The organism is Streptomyces sp. NPDC004435 (assembly GCF_042873895.1).
GTDB lineage: Bacteria > Actinomycetota > Actinomycetes > Streptomycetales > Streptomycetaceae > Streptomyces.
Window position 1 is genome coordinate 48,637 of the sequence record NZ_JBIAMB010000026.1, and the last position, 16,198, is coordinate 64,834.

Annotated in this window: 19 protein-coding genes and 1 pseudogene; 4 read left to right on the forward strand and 16 right to left on the reverse strand. The window is 73.4% G+C overall.

Annotation, left to right across the window (positions count from 1 at the left end; genetic code table 11):
• Positions 1-286 precede the first annotated feature (286 nt).
• Positions 287-1,024, reverse strand: coding sequence for a prepilin peptidase (locus ACFYT9_RS34415; protein WP_389169968.1), 738 nt, complete (start codon positions 1,022-1,024; stop codon positions 287-289).
• Between the two features lie 110 nt (positions 1,025-1,134).
• On the opposite strand from ACFYT9_RS34415, the gene ACFYT9_RS34420 reads away from it, so the two are divergent.
• Positions 1,135-1,518, forward strand: coding sequence for a DUF192 domain-containing protein (locus ACFYT9_RS34420; RefSeq protein WP_389169971.1), 384 nt, complete (start codon positions 1,135-1,137; stop codon positions 1,516-1,518).
• A gap of 74 nt (positions 1,519-1,592) precedes the next feature.
• Here ACFYT9_RS34420 and ACFYT9_RS34425 read toward each other — a convergent pair whose 3' ends face one another.
• From ACFYT9_RS34425 to ACFYT9_RS34435, 3 genes are all read right to left on the reverse strand, one after another.
• The gene (locus ACFYT9_RS34425) at positions 1,593-2,699 is read right to left on the reverse strand and encodes a hypothetical protein (RefSeq protein ID WP_389169974.1); all 1,107 of its coding nucleotides are present in this window, start codon (positions 2,697-2,699) and stop codon (positions 1,593-1,595) included.
• 173 nt (positions 2,700-2,872) lie between these two features.
• The gene (locus ACFYT9_RS34430) at positions 2,873-3,943 is read right to left on the reverse strand and encodes a hypothetical protein (RefSeq protein WP_389169977.1); all 1,071 of its coding nucleotides are present in this window, start codon (positions 3,941-3,943) and stop codon (positions 2,873-2,875) included.
• Between the two features lie 116 nt (positions 3,944-4,059).
• Positions 4,060-4,569, reverse strand: a complete 510-nt coding sequence (locus tag ACFYT9_RS34435; protein ID WP_387278418.1) for a hypothetical protein — start codon at positions 4,567-4,569, stop codon at positions 4,060-4,062.
• A gap of 153 nt (positions 4,570-4,722) precedes the next feature.
• Here ACFYT9_RS34435 and ACFYT9_RS34440 point away from each other — a divergent pair, with 153 nt between their 5' ends.
• From ACFYT9_RS34440 to ACFYT9_RS34450, 3 genes are all read left to right on the forward strand, one after another.
• Positions 4,723-5,592: a hypothetical protein gene (locus tag ACFYT9_RS34440; protein WP_389169980.1), complete on the forward strand. Its 870-nt coding sequence runs from the start codon at positions 4,723-4,725 to the stop codon at positions 5,590-5,592.
• A gap of 260 nt (positions 5,593-5,852) precedes the next feature.
• Positions 5,853-6,389, forward strand: coding sequence for a DUF6232 family protein (locus tag ACFYT9_RS34445; RefSeq protein WP_389169982.1), 537 nt, complete (start codon positions 5,853-5,855; stop codon positions 6,387-6,389).
• A 2-nt stretch (positions 6,390-6,391) separates the two neighbouring features.
• Positions 6,392-6,739 (forward strand): hypothetical protein, encoded by a 348-nt coding sequence (locus ACFYT9_RS34450; protein WP_389169985.1) that lies wholly within the window; start codon positions 6,392-6,394, stop codon positions 6,737-6,739.
• A gap of 58 nt (positions 6,740-6,797) precedes the next feature.
• On the opposite strand, the gene ACFYT9_RS34455 is transcribed toward ACFYT9_RS34450, so the two are convergent.
• The 12 genes and pseudogenes from ACFYT9_RS34455 to ACFYT9_RS34510 all read right to left on the reverse strand — a co-directional run bounded on the left by ACFYT9_RS34455 (position 6,798) and on the right by ACFYT9_RS34510 (position 16,111).
• Positions 6,798-7,433 (reverse strand): OmpA family protein, encoded by a 636-nt coding sequence (locus ACFYT9_RS34455; RefSeq protein ID WP_389169988.1) that lies wholly within the window; start codon positions 7,431-7,433, stop codon positions 6,798-6,800.
• 9 nt (positions 7,434-7,442) lie between these two features.
• The gene (locus ACFYT9_RS34460) at positions 7,443-7,679 is read right to left on the reverse strand and encodes a hypothetical protein (protein WP_389169991.1); all 237 of its coding nucleotides are present in this window, start codon (positions 7,677-7,679) and stop codon (positions 7,443-7,445) included.
• A gap of 350 nt (positions 7,680-8,029) precedes the next feature.
• Positions 8,030-8,665, reverse strand: a pseudogene (locus ACFYT9_RS34465) (pilus assembly protein TadG-related protein); the annotation flags it as partial.
• 32 nt (positions 8,666-8,697) lie between these two features.
• Complete coding sequence (locus tag ACFYT9_RS34470; protein WP_389169994.1) at positions 8,698-8,907, reverse strand: Flp family type IVb pilin; 210 nt, start codon at positions 8,905-8,907, stop codon at positions 8,698-8,700.
• 183 nt (positions 8,908-9,090) lie between these two features.
• Positions 9,091-9,981 carry a DUF5936 domain-containing protein gene (locus tag ACFYT9_RS34475; RefSeq protein ID WP_376598035.1) on the reverse strand — a complete coding sequence of 297 codons (891 nt, stop codon included), beginning with the start codon at positions 9,979-9,981 and terminating at the stop codon, positions 9,091-9,093.
• Between the two features lie 13 nt (positions 9,982-9,994).
• Positions 9,995-10,936, reverse strand: coding sequence for a type II secretion system F family protein (locus ACFYT9_RS34480; RefSeq protein ID WP_376598033.1), 942 nt, complete (start codon positions 10,934-10,936; stop codon positions 9,995-9,997).
• Positions 10,937-10,951: 15 nt separating this feature from the next.
• A complete protein-coding gene (locus tag ACFYT9_RS34485) occupies positions 10,952-12,307 on the reverse strand; it encodes a CpaF family protein (protein WP_376598032.1) in 1,356 nt (451 codons plus the stop codon).
• On the reverse strand, positions 12,304-12,720 hold the full coding sequence (locus tag ACFYT9_RS34490; protein WP_376598058.1) for a TadE/TadG family type IV pilus assembly protein: 417 nt from the start codon (positions 12,718-12,720) through the stop codon (positions 12,304-12,306). Before ACFYT9_RS34490 ends, ACFYT9_RS34485 begins: the two co-directional genes overlap by 4 nt.
• Before the next feature lie 47 nt (positions 12,721-12,767).
• Complete coding sequence (locus ACFYT9_RS34495; RefSeq protein WP_387278404.1) at positions 12,768-13,145, reverse strand: TadE/TadG family type IV pilus assembly protein; 378 nt, start codon at positions 13,143-13,145, stop codon at positions 12,768-12,770.
• Between the two features lie 3 nt (positions 13,146-13,148).
• Complete coding sequence (locus tag ACFYT9_RS34500) at positions 13,149-14,408, reverse strand: CpaE family protein (RefSeq protein ID WP_389169999.1); 1,260 nt, start codon at positions 14,406-14,408, stop codon at positions 13,149-13,151.
• Between the two features lie 9 nt (positions 14,409-14,417).
• Entirely contained in the window at positions 14,418-15,128 is a 711-nt protein-coding gene (gene cpaB, locus ACFYT9_RS34505) for a Flp pilus assembly protein CpaB (protein WP_387278400.1), read from the reverse strand.
• A 128-nt stretch (positions 15,129-15,256) separates the two neighbouring features.
• Positions 15,257-16,111, reverse strand: a complete 855-nt coding sequence (locus ACFYT9_RS34510) for a hypothetical protein (protein WP_376598020.1) — start codon at positions 16,109-16,111, stop codon at positions 15,257-15,259.
• Positions 16,112-16,198 lie beyond the last annotated feature (87 nt).

The following is a 16,198-nucleotide window of genomic DNA, read 5'->3' on the forward strand; positions in this document are numbered from 1 at the left end:
TTCCACCATAACCCTTCAATAGTCGGGCTGCGCGCCACGTGCGCCGAACGAAGCCGCCGGATTTCCCTGGATCCCAGGCGGCACAAGGGTTCCGGGCCCCTGTGGCGGGTTTGCGCCCCGGCGTGGCGGCGGACTTCCGTCCCTCCGACGGGGGAACGCCCGGAGGTCGCCCCGGGTTGACGACCGGGCTGGTGGACGCGGGTGGCGTGGCACTCCGCGACGGCACCGTGGCGCTGCGGCACGGAGCCCGCCGCCGGGCCCTTCCGGTCCTTCCGGTCCTTCCGCGTCAGGGAACGGCCGTGAAGGCGCCGAGGGCGAGGCCCAGGAGGGCGCCGGAGAGCATGAAGGGGCCGAACGGGATCGCGGACGAGCGGCCCGCCCGGCCGAGCAGGACGCGCCCGAAGCCGTATCCCGCGCCCAGCAGGAAGCCCAGGAAGGCGCCGGTGAAGAGCACGCCCCAGCCGTACCAGCCGAGGGCGGCGCCCAGCGGCAGCGCCAGTTTCACGTCGCCGAAGCCGAGGCCCTGCGGGCTGATCAGGTGCAGCGCGAGATAGCCGCCGCCGAGCGCGAGGGCGCCGAGCAGCGCGTGGGTCCAGGACCCGGCGTCGTACGGGGCGAGCTCGGCGGCCCCCAGGAGCAGCGGCACGGCGAGCGCGAGCGGCAGCGTCAGCCCGTCCGGCAGCCGCTGCACCCGCACGTCGACGCAGGCGAGCAGCACCCCGAACGGCGCGGCGAGCAGCCAGACCGCGAGCTCCGGCCGGGGCCCGCCGGTGGCCGCGGCCAGCAGCGCGCAGACCAGCCCGGTCAGGACCGGCACCGCGAACGGCGCCGGTGTTGTCGCGCAGGCGTCCCGCCCGGGCCCGCCGAGCCACCCGCGGGCCGGCCCGGCGAGCACGTGCCCCGCGGGGCACAGCTCGCGCCAGGACTCCTCCGGCTCCACCGAGAGCCGGTACGCGGCCCGCGGGACGAGCAGCCCGACGGCGGCACCCCATAGGGCGGCGAGAGCGATCAGCGTGGCGTACACGGGCCGACCTTAGGCCCTCCCCGGGCGTCGGGGCCGGGGCACGGGGTCGGCGCCGGGCGTCGAGGCCGGGGCGAGGGGACGGAGCCGGCCCGGGCGTTAAGGTCGGTGCCATGGGGCGGAGTTGGCGCGACGGGGCGGGGTCACTGGTGGTACCGGGCGGCGCGGTGGTCCCGGTGGAGATCGCGGCCTCCTACCGGGCGCGGCGGCGCGGGCTGCTCGGGCGGGACGGCATCGCGGGGGCGATGCTCCTCACCCCGGCGAGCAGCGTGCACACCTTCGGCATGCGTTTCGCGATCGACGTCGCCCACCTGGACCGGGGGCTGCGGGTCCTCTCTGTGGTCACCATGCGCCCCGGCCGGCTCGGGGCGCTCCGGCCGCGCGCCCGCCACGTGCTGGAGGCGGAGGCGGGGGCGATGGCGGGATGGGGGCTGCGGCCGGGGGTGCGGGTGGTCGTGGAGCCTTCCGGTGGGGGCGGGGGCGGCGTCTTCCGGTGAGAGCCGTCACGGCGGGGCCGGCATCCTCCGGTGAAGGCCGTCGGGGCGGGGGCGGCGTCTTCCGGTGAGGGCCGTCAGGGCGGGCCCGAGCCCAGCAGGGTGAAGGCGCCGTAGACCGCGGAGGCCGCCGCGAGGACGGCGAGGACCGTGACGGCGGTGCCGGTGCGGAGCCGGGCGAGCGCGGCGGCGGGCGGCAGCAGCAGTCCGAAGGCGGGCATCATCAGACGCGGCCGGGAGCCGAAGTACGCGGCCCCCACCAGCGACACCGCGACCACACCGACCGTGTAGACGAGCAGGGGCAGCGGCTGCCGCTGCCGGACGCAGAGCACCACCAGCCACGCGAGGAGCGCGAGCGCCGCGCACAGGCCGAGCGAGGCGGGCCAGGGCAGGGAGGCGATGAAGCGGGCGAGGGCGACCCCGCCGTCGATGGAGTTCCCCCAGGCCGCCTGGACGTCGAAGTACGCGGTGGCGCCGGACTCGCGGACGCCGACGTACACGACGTACCCGAGCCAGCCGAGCGGCGCGAGGAGCACCCCGGCGACCGTCCGCCACGGCAGCCGCCGGTCCCGGACCAGGGTCACGACGGCGGTGACGCCGAGGGCGGCGATCAGCGCGGCGGCCGTCGGCCGGGTCAGCCCGGCGCAGGCGCAGAGCAGCCCGGCGAGGATCCAGCGGCCGCGCAGCACCGCGTAGAGCGACCAGGCGGCGAGCGCGGTGAAGAGCGTCTCGGTGTACGCCATCGACTGCACGAACGCGGTCGGGTACACGCCCCACAGCACCGCCAGCAGGACTCCGGCCCGCGCCGAGACGACGTGCTCGCCACAGCGGAAGATCCCCCACGCGGCGGCGACCGACGCGGTCCAGGAGACCAGCAGCCCGGCCCCGGCGGCGTCGAGCGGCAGGGCGGCGGAGAGGACGCGTTCGAGCGCGGGGAGGAGGGGGAAGAACGCCAGGTCGGAGTGGACGTCGCCGTTCGGCAGCGTGATCCGGTACCCGTACCCCTGCTCGGCGATCCGCACGTACCAGACCGAGTCCCACCGCCCGCTCAGCCGGTGGAAGCCGTCCTTCCCGGTCGCGGCGGCGGCCCCCGCGAGCACGGCGAGCCCGAGCAGCCGGGTGAGGACGTAGCCGCCGAGGGCGAGCAGGAGCGGGGAAGGGAAACGGCTGGTCGGCGGGGGCATGGACCCGATTATCCCGAGGCGGGCGGACGGCTTTCGACGCGGTGGGCTCGTGAGCGGTTCGGGTTGTGGGGTGGTCGGCTCGTGAGGAGGTGGGTTCGTGAGCGGGTCGGCTCGTGGGGTGGTCGGGGCTCGATGCGGTCGGCTCGGCCCGGTGCGCCGTTCCGTACCGCCGTCTACGCCAGGAGGCGGGCGACCGTGACGGCGGCGGCGAGCAGCAGCAGTGCGGCGCCGACCAGCTGCCAGGTGCGGCGCCGGGAGCGCAGCGGGACGACCCGGGGCGCGGCCCGGCCGGGGATCACGATGTACACGCGGTGGGGGTGCGCGTCGTGCGTGACGCGGGCCAGCGACAGGTGGCGCACGGCGACGCGGCGCCCGACCTCGCCGTCGTGGACCCCGAGGCGGGGCTTCAGGAACGCGGCGAGCTCCGGGTCGGCGTCCTCCCCGGCCACCGGGACGGCCTCCTCGCCGACGAGGTCGACGCGGGCCCAGGCGTCGTACTCGTTCGTCCACCCGAAGGACCGGGCCGGCAGGGACGAGGTCTCCTTGATCGCGTCCACGACCGGCTCGCGGGCGATGACCCCCTCGGTCCACTCCACGTATCTGCCGGTGCCGCCGCAGAAGCCGTGGCTCACCGTGCCGGCCCCCTCGCAGTCGGGGCAGGGACGGGACCCGGTCCCGCCGCACACCGGGCACTTCCCCGGCCCGGCCCCCCGGCACTTCGCGCACGCCGCGTCCTCCCCCCCGCACGCCCGGCACCGGACCCGGAGCGCCGTCTCCCCCTCCGGCCGGTCGGCCGCCTCGCGGGCACGCTTGCCCGTGCCCTCGCAGCTGAGGCAGCAGACGCTCTCCCTGCACGCCGCGCAGGGCACGGAGGGCGGGCAGCTCACGTCCCCGGCGCCGCGGCAGCGCGCGCAGTGCTGCCGGCCGTTGGTGCACACCGCGCAGGCCCGGGCCTCCACCGAGCCGCGCCGCACCAGCAGCAGGGTCGAGCGGGCCCCGGGGTCGGCGGGCGCGGGTATCGCGTACCGGTCGATGTCGTCGTACGCGGGCCGGTCCGACAGGTCGAGGACGCCCCGGTGGAACCCGGCCCGCTCCTCGCGGGACTCGACGCAGCGGACTATCTCCCCGTCGACGAGCAGATGCCGGGTGATGCGGGCGCCCTGCGCAGGGAAGACCGCGCCGTCCGTCCCGGCGCCCCCGAGACTGCGCCGTACCGCCGCCAGGATGTCGTCTTCGCTCAGCACGCCTCGGCCTCCAGGGGAACCTCGGATGACCCCGGGACGCTACCCAACCGCCGTGCGCGTGAAGCCCCGTCCCTACGTAAGCCCGCTGCGTCAGGCCGCTGTGTCAGGCCGCTGCGTCAGCCCTGCGGCCTCATGCGCTCGAACCGTTCGGCCATGACGGGGCCGAGGTGCCCGACGATGCCGTGCCCGGGCTCCTGCGGGGCCGGCAGGTCGCCGAGGAAGGAGGTGACGATCACCTCGTCGACGCCGGTGTCGCCCCGACAGCACCGCTCCTCCAGGAAGGCGAGGGTGCGCCGCCAGTCGGGCTCCGCCTCCTCCGCCAGATAGGAGCCGACCGTGCTCTGGACGACGTCCCAGAAGAAGACGTGCGGCAGGACACCGCCCTGCCCGAAGACGTGCCTGTCGTACGCGCCCTGGAAGCCGGGCACGTGGACGACGAGGTCGTGGACGAGCTGCACGCCGGGTGCGGTGTCGGTCGCGGCGGGTGCGGAGGCGGCGGCGGGTCTGCCGGAGGTCGAGTCGGCTCCGCCGGTCGTGGTGTCGGGTCTGCCGGGTGTGGTGTCGGCTCCGCCGGTGAGGGTGGTGTCGGGTCTGCCGGTGGTGGTCTGAGGACTGGTGTGCTGCATCGCGGCCCTGCCCCGGGACGTTGTGGTGTTTCGGTCCAGAATGCTCCTCCCCCGGCCTGTCGTCCTGACACTTTTACGTTTTCCTGGGGACAACTTTCGGCGGGTTTTCCACAGGGGGTGCGAAGTGTCGCCCTTCCGTGGATCGTTGCGCGTATGTACGAGTTGGCGACCCTCGCCCGGGGCGGGGTGCTCCTGACGGTCTGGGCGCTCGCGGCGGGCTGGCCGCCGGGCCGGCTCGCCGCGCGCCTGCGGCGGGACGGCTGGCAGCGGATCTGCCGGGGGGCGTGGGCGGCGCCCGGCAAGGAGACGGACTGGCGGGTCAGGGAGACCGCGCTCCAGCTGCTGCGCCCGCGCCGGGTGTGCAGCCACGGCACGGCGGCCCGGCTCCACCGGATCGAGCTCCTCACCGTCCCCTCCGCGCCTCCCGGTTCCCGGGCGTCGCTCCCGCCTGAGGACGTCTGCCTGCGCCGGGGCCTGCGGGCGACGACGGCCGCGCGGACGGTCGCCGACCTGATACGGACGTGCGGGAGCAGGGAGGAAGCGGTGGTGACGGCGGACTCGGCACTGGCCCGCCGGGTCGTCGAGGGCGTCCGCAGGGACCCGCTGGTCCGGTACGGGGAACTGGCCGCGCAGCTGGCCGTCCGCCGCCCGGGCGCCCCGCGCGCCCGCGCCTGGCTCCCGCTGGCGAACTCCGCCTCAGGCTCCCCGGCGGAGACGGTGGCCCGGCTGCGGATGGGCGACGCCGGACTCCTCCCGGAGTGCCAGCCGCCGCTGCGGACGCCCGGCGGCCGCGCCCTCCATCCGGACTTCCTCTTCCGGGCGGCGGGCCTCGCGGTGGAGGTCGAGGGGTACGCGTACCACGGCACGCGCCGGGCGCACGAGCGGGACATCGCCCGCTTCAACGTGCTCCAGTCCTGCCCGGAGATCCGCCGGGTGCTGCGCTTCACCGCCCGGGAGGTGTTCACGCGCCCGGACCGGATGACGGCGGCGGTACGGGCGGCGCTGGCAGACCTCGGCGGGTGAGGGGCGGAGGCGCGCGGCGGGTCAGAAGTGGTGGGGCGCGGAGTGTCGGGCGGGTGCGGCGAGCGGTGGGTGAAGCACGGTGGCGCACGGTGGGCAAGGGGTGCGCGCGATGCGTGCGAGACGCGGGGAGCGTGGGGCGCGCGAGGGGCGCGCGGGGCCCCAACCGCCGCTCCCACCACCGCTTTTGAGCCAGCTGAAAACGGTGCTTACTCCGCTAGAGTGAACCACCGGTTTTACTGGGGAAGGGGAAGGGGACGCGCATGGCACGTCACAGCCCGGTAGAGGTACAGATCCACACCGGGTCTTTATGGGTCGGCGGTGACGCCTACCCCCTGCGGAACATCTCTCACGTGGGACAGCGCCGCCTCGTACCCGTGAAGAAGAAGATCGGCAAGGATCTCGTCGTCGGCATCGCCCGGATCTGGCTCGTCGCCGTCATCGGCGCGGCCATCGCGAGCGCCGGCAACAACGACCTGTTCTACGTTCCGGTCGTGGCCGTCGTCGGCCTCATGATCTGGCGGCTCGTCGTCAAGGTGCGGCAGCCGGACCTGCCGGTCCTCTACGGCCTGATCGTGAACACGGCAGGCACCCAGCGGGACACCGTCTGGAGCACCGAGAAGGGCGAGATCGACCACCTGGTCCTGGAGATCACCAAGGCGATCGGCAAGCCCGACGAAGCCCAGAAGGTCTTCTACGTCCAGCACGCCGTGCACCACGGGGACATCATCCAGCAGTACGGCGCCAACAGCATCGGACAGGCCAACCACTTCGGCCACGGCAACATCCAGGCGGGATGACGATGAGCAGCGATCAGATCCACCAGTACGGCGCGGGCAGCATCGGCACCGCGAACCACTCGGGCTCCGGCGACATCGTGGCCGGCGGCAAGACCGTCAACGCCGCGCCGGCCGCCCCCGCGACGGCCCTCGACGACCTCCTCGCGGCCATCGAAGGACTCCGCACCCACCTCGACGACACGCGCCGCGCGGAACTCGACGCGGCGGCGGCGGACCTCGACCCCGGTGCCGGCCGGGCCGAACTGGAGGGCCCGCTCACCCGGATCGCCGGCATCGCGGCGCTCGTGGGCACGGTGGGCGGGCCGGTCGTGGCCGCGGTCCAGGCGCTGCTGGCCGCGCTCGGCGCCTGACGCGAAGGAAGGGGCCGCCTCCGCCCGGAACGCGCGGCGGGCGGCCCCTTCCTCGTCTTCAGGGAGCGGCGGGAGGCGGAACAGTACGCGGGAAGGAGATCTCCACGCGGCGGTTCTTCTTCCGGCCCTCCTCGGTACGGTTGTCGGCGATCGGGTAGTCCTCGCTGTACCCGCGGATGTCGTATGCGGTCCCCGGCTCCAACTCCCGCGCGAGGACCTGCTGCACGGCGACGGCGCGCTCCTTGGAGAGCTTCAGCCCGTGCTCGTAGGTCCCGAGGTTGTCGGTGAAGCCGAACACCCGCACGCGCCCGGAACCCTGCGTCCGCACCTCCGCGGCGATGGCGCGGATGCGGGTGGACGCGGCCGGGCTGAGCTTGGCGCTGTTCTTCCCGAACAGCACCTCGGCCTGGAGCGCGAACGTGACGTCGACGTTCGTGTCCTCACGCCGCTGCTCGCCGCCCTCCTCCTCGACGATCTGCTTGATGTCGAGCACCTTCGCGGGCGCGAGCGTCGCGCCGTCGGGCAGCATCAGCCCCGGCGCGTTCGAGTCGATGGCGGGCGGCGGCGAGGAACTGGTACTCCCGGGCGGATCGTCCGCGAACGCGACGCCACCCCCCGCGGACCACACCGTGACGACCGCCACGGTCACCAGCGCGGCCAGTCTGCGTCGTCGCCCCGTAGTCGTCGTAGTCATGACGTCACCTCAGGACAGCTTGAGCGTGGCGGGCTCGAAGGTGGGCAGCTGGAAGGAGACCTCGGTGGTGGAGGCGGGGGGTGCGGGGAATTGCATGAAGACGGCGGTGGACTTGCCGGGGCCGAGGCTGTCGAGGTTCGTGGTGGTGAGGGGCCGACCGTCGGTGTCGCGGAGGACGTAGTAGCGCTTCTTCCCTACGGAATCGACGAGGGTCGCGCCGCCAAGAGAGGTCCCATGCTTGACCACTTCGGTCTCATCCCCACTGACTTGTGGGGGGATCGCGCTCACTGAGCCAGAGGAGTTCTTGAGACGTCCCTTAATGGTCAAGAAGCCACCTGCATCGCGGTCCACCGACTGAACGTCAAGTGCGATTCCCTTAGCCCCCTTGACCACGACCAGGGTTTCCGCCGACTCCTCCGAGGTCGGCTGAGCCGAGGCGGAAGCTGAGTGCTGCGGCTGCTGCGATGTAGGGGACGGCTTGTTGTTCGCCTTGGGTTCGGCCTCGGCTCCACAACCAGCGACGGCGACAGACGCCGCTACCGCGAGGGCGATGAACCCCCCTCTCGCATACGGCACATTCATGATGAACCCTTCCTTTATTCGTTGTCGCCGGTCAAGCGAACGCGGAAGAGAGCTTCGACGCTGGGAAGCACTGGGGCATCCGGGTCGATCTCCCAAGCCTCGCCGTCACAAGTGAGGCCCGTAATCGGGGCAGGATCGACTTCCTCGGGCTCCTCAGGTGGGGGGCTGGAGGGATCCGGCTCCGGAGGCGATTCCGTACTCGGTTCAGGGCTCGGCGCGGGCGGATCGAAACTGCACAAGGGTTCGACCACTGCTGTGGCGGTGGCTCGGGAGTGCCTTCCGGCCTCGTCCGGAACGATCGACTCGCCGACCGTTCCCACACTCTGGACGGTCACTGTGAAGCCGAGATCCACCGCCACGCAGTCCTCAGGCTGGAGCTCGGCATCATTCAAAAGGGCGAGTTCGCCCGCCCTCTGACAGGACCGTGCATCGGCGTAGTCCTCGCCAAGGACATAACGCTGCCACTGAGTGGGATCACCCAGCACTCCGACCCAACCCTCCCGGAGTTGGTCACGGGCATCCTGAGCCGCACCGAGAGCCGCTGCGTCGGCAGCAGTTTGAGCACCATTGCGTAGGGAAGCGGCTTGCCCCACGGCAAAGTAGACGAAGGCCAAGAACAACACCCCCGCAACTACGGCCACGTAGACAGGGAATGCCTGGCCCCCGTCTCCCGAGACACGTCCTACTCGCCGCCGCCGCCGGTGAGCTCTGCAATCTTCTGGCTGATAGCACCCTTGATCGACTGCCCGAGGTCCGTGCCGGTAATGGCCACCACAATCGCCACCACCACCACAATGATCCCCAAATACTCCACCGCCGTCTGACCCCGGTCCCCCCGGGCCGACAGGTGGAGTCGGGCCTTTGTCAGGGCCTTCAGCAGCGCGTCGTTCATCGTGGTCCCCTCCGCGGTCTGACGCTTGCGCAGTCGCACGGTACGCCCGTGGTCCCTGTGGTGCACAGGGTCCCTGGAGTCGTTCGTCAGATCGGGGCATGGGCGGGACCTTGTACTCCGGCAGGGTATGGCCTGGGGTGGGGGTCTCGTGGGGAGTTGGGGGAAGTGACATCGGGGGCCGCCTCATTCGCCGGCGATCGAGCCGAGGTCCGTCCCCGTGCCCAGGAAGAGGCCCGCGCCCAGGAGGATCATGGTGGCGGGGACCATCAGGGTCGTGATGACCATCGTCGCCTTGGGCACCGCCTTCGCGGCCTTGCGGCGCGCGTTCTGCGCGTCCGTGCGGCGCATGTCCTCGGCGATCTGGATCAGCGTGTCGACGATGGGGGCGCCCAGCTCCTCGCCCTGCTGGAGGGCCGTCACGAACTGGGCCACCTGCTCCGAGTCGTTGCGGCGGCGCAGTTCGTCGAAGGCCTGGCGGCGGGTGACGCCCATGTCCATCTGGCGCAGGGTGATGCGGAGTTCGTCGGACCAGGGGCCCGCGTACTTGTCCGCGACCCGCTCCAGGGCCTGGCGGAAGCCGAGGCCCGCCGAGACGACGACCGCGAGGACGTCGAGGAAGTCGGGGAGGGTGCGTTCGATCTGGTCCTTGCGGATGCGGACCGCCGACCAGATGCCGACCTCCGTCCAGAAGGCCCCGAAGGCGAAGAGCAGCGCCGCCGTGACGTACGAGCCCCGGGTCAGCATCAGCAGGCCGCCGAGGGCGCCCAGGAAGCCGTAGACCGCCCTCCGCGCCCCGTAGCGGTCGATGGTGAGGCCGCCGGGGTTTCCGGCGAGGTCGATGCGGCGGCGGACCGCGCCGACGCGCTTCGGGCCCATCCAGCGCAGGATCGTCGGGGACCAGCGCATGCCGAGGCGGTCCACGGCGGAGTCGACCGCGCCGGTGCGGGTCGCGCCGACCTCCAGGGCGAGGCGGAGGTCGTCGGGGAGGCGGGCGTCGGCGCGGTAGAGGCGGAGCCCGTACGCGAAGCCGGCGACCGAGAGGGCGGCGAGGAGGGCGAGAGACAGCTCCGGCATCCGTACCAGTCCCCTACACGTCGATCTTCGAGAAGCGGCGGATGACGGCGAAGCCGAGGACGTACAGGGCGCAGGCGATCACGACCGCGCCCTGTCCCAGCGGCGACCCGGTCATCCGGTCGAGCGCGCCCGGCTGCATGTTGTCGATGAGGAGGAGCGAGCCGAAGCCGATGACCGGGACCGCGTACGCCGTCATGCTCACCTGGGAGAGCTGGGTGCGGACCTCGCGCCGGGTCTCCTTGCGCTGCTCCAGCGTGTCGGTGAGGTTGCGGAGCGAGGAGACGACGGTGCCGCCGGCCCGGTTGGCGAGGACCAGGGTCGTGACGAGGACGACGAGCTCCCGGGACGGGAGCCGTTCGGCGAGTTCGGCGAGGGCGTCGTCGAGGGACGTGCCGACGGCCAGCTGCTGCGCCACCTTCTCCAGTTCGTCGGCCGCCGGGGACTCCATCTCGTCCGCGGCGAGGCTGATCGCCATGCGCAGGGCGAGGCCGGCCTGGGTGGCGTTGGCCAGGATGCGGGAGAGTTCGGGGAGCTGGTTGATGAAGCGTTCGATGCGCTTCTGACGCTGCCAGCCGAGGTAGCCGAGCGCCACCCATATCCCCAGCAGGCCGCAGATCGGGCCGAAGAACGGCGAGAGCGCCGCCTGGCCGATGATCCAGAGGACGGCCACCGAGGCCGCCAGCGCGACCGTGAACTCCCCCGGGGTCACGTCGAGCCCCGTCGCGGCGATCCGGCGCTCCAGGGTGCGGCCGAGGGCGGTGGCACGGACCCGCCGGTCCAGGGCGGGGAAGCGGCGCCGGCGCCGGCCGGTCGCCTCGGGCGCGGCGGTGTCGTCGAGGCGGGCGACGAGCGCGGCGTGGCGCCGCGCCCCGTTCGCGTACACCTGCACGCCGACGACGCCGAGGACGCAGGCGAGCAGCGCCGCCCCGGCCGTCAGCCAGAAGGGATCGGTCATCACAAGCCAGCCCTCCTATGTGGCTTCTCGAACGGCGAGGTGGGTGTCGTCGGCCGCCACGCCGAAGGCGGGCGGTATCGGCTGCCCGGCCATGTAGAGGCGTTCGGCGACGCGGCGCGGGAGCGGGTGGTGGACGTACCGGCCGTGGACGCGCCCGTCGGCGGAGAGCGGTTCGGCCTGGAAGTGGCAGACGGTGGCAAGGAGGAAGCGCTCCCGCCCGTGCGAGGCGAGGATCGCGATCTCGGTGACGCGGCGGGTGCCGTCGGGGTGCCGGGTGAGCTGCACGAGGACGTCGACGGCGCTGTTGATCTGGTCGCGCAGCGCCTCGAAGGGGACCTTGACCTCGGACATGGAGGCGAGGGTCTGGAGGCGCATGAGGGCGTCCTCGGCCGCGTTGGCGTGGACGGTGGCGAGGGAGCCGTCGTGGCCGGTGGACATGGCCTGGAGCATGTCGAGGGTCTCGCCGCCGCGGACCTCGCCGACGATGATCCGGTCGGGGCGCATCCGGAGCGAGTTGCGGACGAGGTCGCGGATGGTGACCTGGCCGCGGCCCTCGATGTTGGGCGGGCGCGCTTCGAGGCGGATGACGTGGGACTGCTGGAGCTGGAGCTCGGCGGAGTCCTCGATGGTGATGATCCGCTCGCCCTCGGGGACGAGACCGGAGAGGGCGTTGAGGAGGGTCGTCTTGCCGGTGCCGGTGGCGCCGGACACGATGATGTTGAACTTCGCCTGGACCAGGCCGGAGAGGAGCAGCAGCATCTGCTCGTCGAGCGAGCCGAGGCCGATCATCTCGTGGAGGGTGTAGGCGCGGGGGAAGCGGCGGATGGTGAGCGTGGCGCCGGTGAGGGAGAGCGGCGGGATGATCACGTTGACGCGCTCGCCGGAGGGCAGACGGGCGTCGACCATCGGATTCGACTCGTCCACGCGCCGGTTGACGGTGGAGACGATCCGTTCGATGGTCTGCATCAGCTGCTCGTGGGAGGCGAAGCGGAGCGGGAGGAGTTCGACCCGGCCGCCGCGCTCGATGTAGATCTGGTCGGGGCCGTTGACCATGATCTCGGTGATGGAGGCGTCTTCGAGGAGCGGTTCGAGGACGCCGAGCCCGAGGGCCTCGTCGACGACGCGGCGGATCAGCCGGCCGCGTTCGGCGGTGGAGAGGACGGGGCCCTCGCGGCTGATGATGTGCCCGAGGACGCGTTCGAGCCGGGCCCGGCGTTCGGCCGCCGCGAGCGCGGACATCTCGGTGAGGTCGATCTCCTCCAGGAGTTTCGCCCGGAAGGACGCGACGAGGTGGCCGTCCTCCCGGCCCCCGCCGGGCCCGAGGGCGCGCGGGTCGTCACCGGCGTGGTGGATGCGGGCGCGCAGGCTCATGGGAGCTCGTCCTCCTCCGGGGTCCGGGGCAGGGGCATGGTGGCGGTCTTCTCGACCGGGGCGAAGTCCCAGAAGGGGACGACCTGGGGGACGCGGACGACGGCGGTGACCGTCACCTGTCCGTCTCCCTCGACGGCGGTGCCGGGGGTCAGATCGAGCCATCCGCTGACGGCGGCCCGCTGGGCGGCCTCGGCGCCCGGGGCTTCCTCGGCGTCGCTGGACGCGGCCCGGGCGCCCGCCCGCGCCGCTGTCCCCGCCTGCTGCGCGGCGTACGCGGCCAGTCCGAGCTGGAGTCCGGCGAGCCCGACGATCAGCAGGATGGGCAGGAAGCCGAGGTACTCGATGGCCGCCTGGCCCCGGTCCCCGCGGTGAGGACGGGATGCGGTACGGCTCCGAGGGGCGTCGCCCGGCAGGCCCGTACCGCCCGCGCGGGCGCCGGCCCGCCACACCCTCTTCCGGTTCACGGGGTCGTCACCGGCCTCTCGTCGATCGCGCCGGCCGTCGCGGGGACGCCGTCGAAGGAGCCGAGGCCGGGGAAGAGGACCGGGACCGGGACCGTGACGGTCACGGTGACCATGCCGCCGGAGGGCGCGCCTCCGCAGTCCACCGTGGCTCCCGCCCACGCCCCGTCGAGGTGCCTGCGGGCGGCGCCGTCGCAGTCTCCGCCGACGGCGGCGGCCCGCGCCGCCTCGTCCGCCGCGTTCCCGGCCAGGATGTAGGTGTACCCCACCAGCACCACCTGCCACAGCAGCGCGAGGGTCAGCAGGATGACCGGGACCATGCCGGTGAACTCCACCGCCACCTGGCCCCGGTCGCCGCGCGCCCTCTGCTGGTCCATGGGTCAGCGCCCTCCGCCGCGGCGGCGCAGCCCGAGCGATCCGCGGTCGCCGGCGCGGGCGAGCTGCTTGCCGGGGGCGGGGGTGGCCGGGGGGCCGGTGAGGCCGAGTTCGCCGGCGAGGGCCCAGAGGGCCTGCTTGACGGTGGAGCGGGCGTCGAGTTCGTGGAGGCGGCCGGCGTCGACGACGGCCTGGAGTTCCTTGTAGGCGGCGGGGACGGTGACGCCGGCGATGCGGGTGCCGGTGATCTTCTGGACGAGGGCGGGCTGGATCTCGGTGGAGCGGGCGTACTGGTTCACCAGGGCGACGGTCGCCTCGGCCTTGCGGACCTGGAGCCGTTCCCACATGCGGACGGTCCGCTTGGCGGCGCGGACGGCGATGACGTCGGGGGTGGTGACGAGGAGGGCGGTGTCGGCCATCTCGACGGCGGCGGCGTTGGCGCTGTCGAGGCGGGAGCCGCAGTCGACGACGACGACCTCGTGCCGGGCGCGCAGGGCGCTGACGATCTGGCGGGCGGCGCGGTCGGTGACTTCTTCGCCGCGTTCGCCCTCGGCGGGGGCGAGGAGGAGGGAGAGGCCGGTCTCGTGGACGTAGACGGCGTCCTGGAGGACGCGGGGCGAGATGTCGGCGATGGCGGCGAGGTCGGCGGCGGAGCGGCGGAACTGCACGTCGAGGTAGGAGGCGATGTCGCCGCTCTGGAGGTCGAGGTCGACGAGGGCGACGGTGCGGCCGGCGGCGCGGGCGGCGAGGGCGAGCTGGACGGCGGTGAGGGTGGTGCCGACGCCGCCCTTGGCGCCGCTGACGGTGACGACGGTGCCGCCGGGTCCCGCGACGAGTTCGGCGGTGGCGCCGCCGAGGTGGCGGCGGAATCCGGCGGACCACTGGGCGGCGGCCTGGACGCGGCCGGCGAGTTCCTCGTAGCCGAGGGGGAGGGGGACGAGGCCGCGGGCGCCGGCGTCCATGGCGGCGGAGAGCAGGCCGGGTCCGGTGTCGGAGGTGATGAGGACGACGCCGACGGCGGGGAAGCGGAGGGCGACCTCGCGGACGAGGTCGAGGGCGGGGACGGGGCCGATCCGCTCGTGGACGAGGACGACCTCGGGGAGGGCGTCGAGGGATTCGGCGGCGAGCCGGGCGAGGGCGTCGACGAGCTGGGTGGAGTCGGGGACGGGCGGGGCGGGTTCGGCGTCGGGGAGCTGGCCGAGGAGGGTGGCGACGGCCCGGGCGGCGTCGGGGTCGCCGACGGCCGGCAGGATCCTGGTGGGCATGGCCGGGCCTCACTTGTCCTTGTCGAGCGTGTAGGTGCGGTCGCCCGGGGCGGGCGCGGCGGGCGCTCCGTCGGCGGAGGGGGCGACGAGGGCGAGGCGTACGTGCTCCGCGAAGGACTCGGCGTAGGCGACGCGCTGGGTGTCCTGGGCGGAGAGGGCGAAGGTGATGGGGACGGCCTCGGTGGCGGTGCGGGAGTCGCGCTTCGCCTTGATGGAGCTGAGGGTGCCGACGTCGATGACCCGGGCGGCGGCGACGAGGAGCCTGGACTGGCTGGGTTCGCCCTTCGTGTCGCCGGCGAAGGTGGCGTAGATGTTGACGGTGGCACCGGGGTTGATCTTGCCGGCGACGCCGGTGGCGGCGTCGATCATGATCGCGATCTCCTGCTCGCCGGGGCGGAGTTCGGGGCGGGGGACGATCATGTCCTGCTGGAGGAGCGAGCCCTTCCTGAGGGTGGTGACGGCGATCTTTCCGTCGATCTGGGCGAGGTCGGTGACGGCGGTGCCGGAGAGCCAGCGCTCGGGCATGGCGATCTTCTCGAAGTCGCTCGTCCTCAGCCGCTCGTAGGGCTTGACGTCCTGCTTGACCCGGTACGCGGTGGTCTCCGGCCCGACCTTGGCGTTCACGTCGCTGATGACCGCGAGGACGCCGGCGAAGGCGCCGAGGGCGCAGAGGACGGAGAGCAGCAGCAGGATGACGCCGCGGCGCTGGCGGGAGTTCATGGCCGGTCTTCCTGGGTCGGGGGCTGGGGCGGGTTCATCGGGTCGTCATCGGGTCGTCGGCGGGCGCCGGCGGGTCCTCCGCGAGCGCCGGCGGGTGTCGGCGGGTCGTCGGCGGGCTTCGGCGGGCGTCATCGGGGTGGTCCGGCCTGGGCCGGGAGGGCGGCGGCGAGCGGGGCTGCGCAGAAGCCGCAGCGGTCGCCGATGAGTTCCATGCCGCACCAGTGGCAGGTCTCGCGGCGTACCGAGGCGACGAGCTGGTGGAGGACGGGAAGGTCGGGGAGGTACGCGGCGAACTCGACGAGTTTGGGGGTGCCCCACCAGGCGGGGGATCCGGCGGGCAGGGCGGTCTCCTCGACGGGGCCCGCGACGGACCAGCGGGGGGCGAGGTCGGTGGAGGGCCATTCGGTGGCGAGCTGGCCGCGGGCGATCAGCAGGCGGGTGGTGAACTCGGGTCCGGTGAAGGCGGACTCGTCGGCGCCGACGCGGACGATCCGGGGGGTGGGTCCGGCGAGGACGGCGAAGTGGGCGCCGGGGAGCCAGCCCTTGAGGTGGGAGCCGAGGGTGACGGGGACGCGGTCGAGGCGGGAGACGGAGCCGAGGACGGCGCCGGCGTAGATGTAGTGGGCGAGGAGCCGGGCGGCGGAGGCGAGGACGCCGGGGCTGAAGTCGCAGGCGGAGAGCTGGCGGAGCTGGCGGACGAGGACGGCGGTGCCGAGCGGCGGGAGGTCGGTCCTGACCAGGGCGATCCGGTCGCTCTCCAGGAGGCCGCGGACGGTGTGGAGGCGGTGGGCGACGGCGGGCGGCGCGGCGGCGGGGCAGACGACGAGGACGTGCCCGAAGCGGTCGACGAGGCGGCGGAGTTCGGTGACGGAGTCGTCGAGGCCGCGGGCCGCGGGGTCGGCGAGCACGGCGGCGTTGGGGGTTCCGGGGTCGGTGGGCGGCAGCACGAGGTCGGCGCCCGTGACCGCGATCGCTGTCGGCACGTGGTGGTCCCCCCGCCTTCCCGTCCCCCTCCGGCTTTCCCGGCCCGGCCGGCCTCCCGGCCTCCGGGCCCCGGGGGCCGTACATCA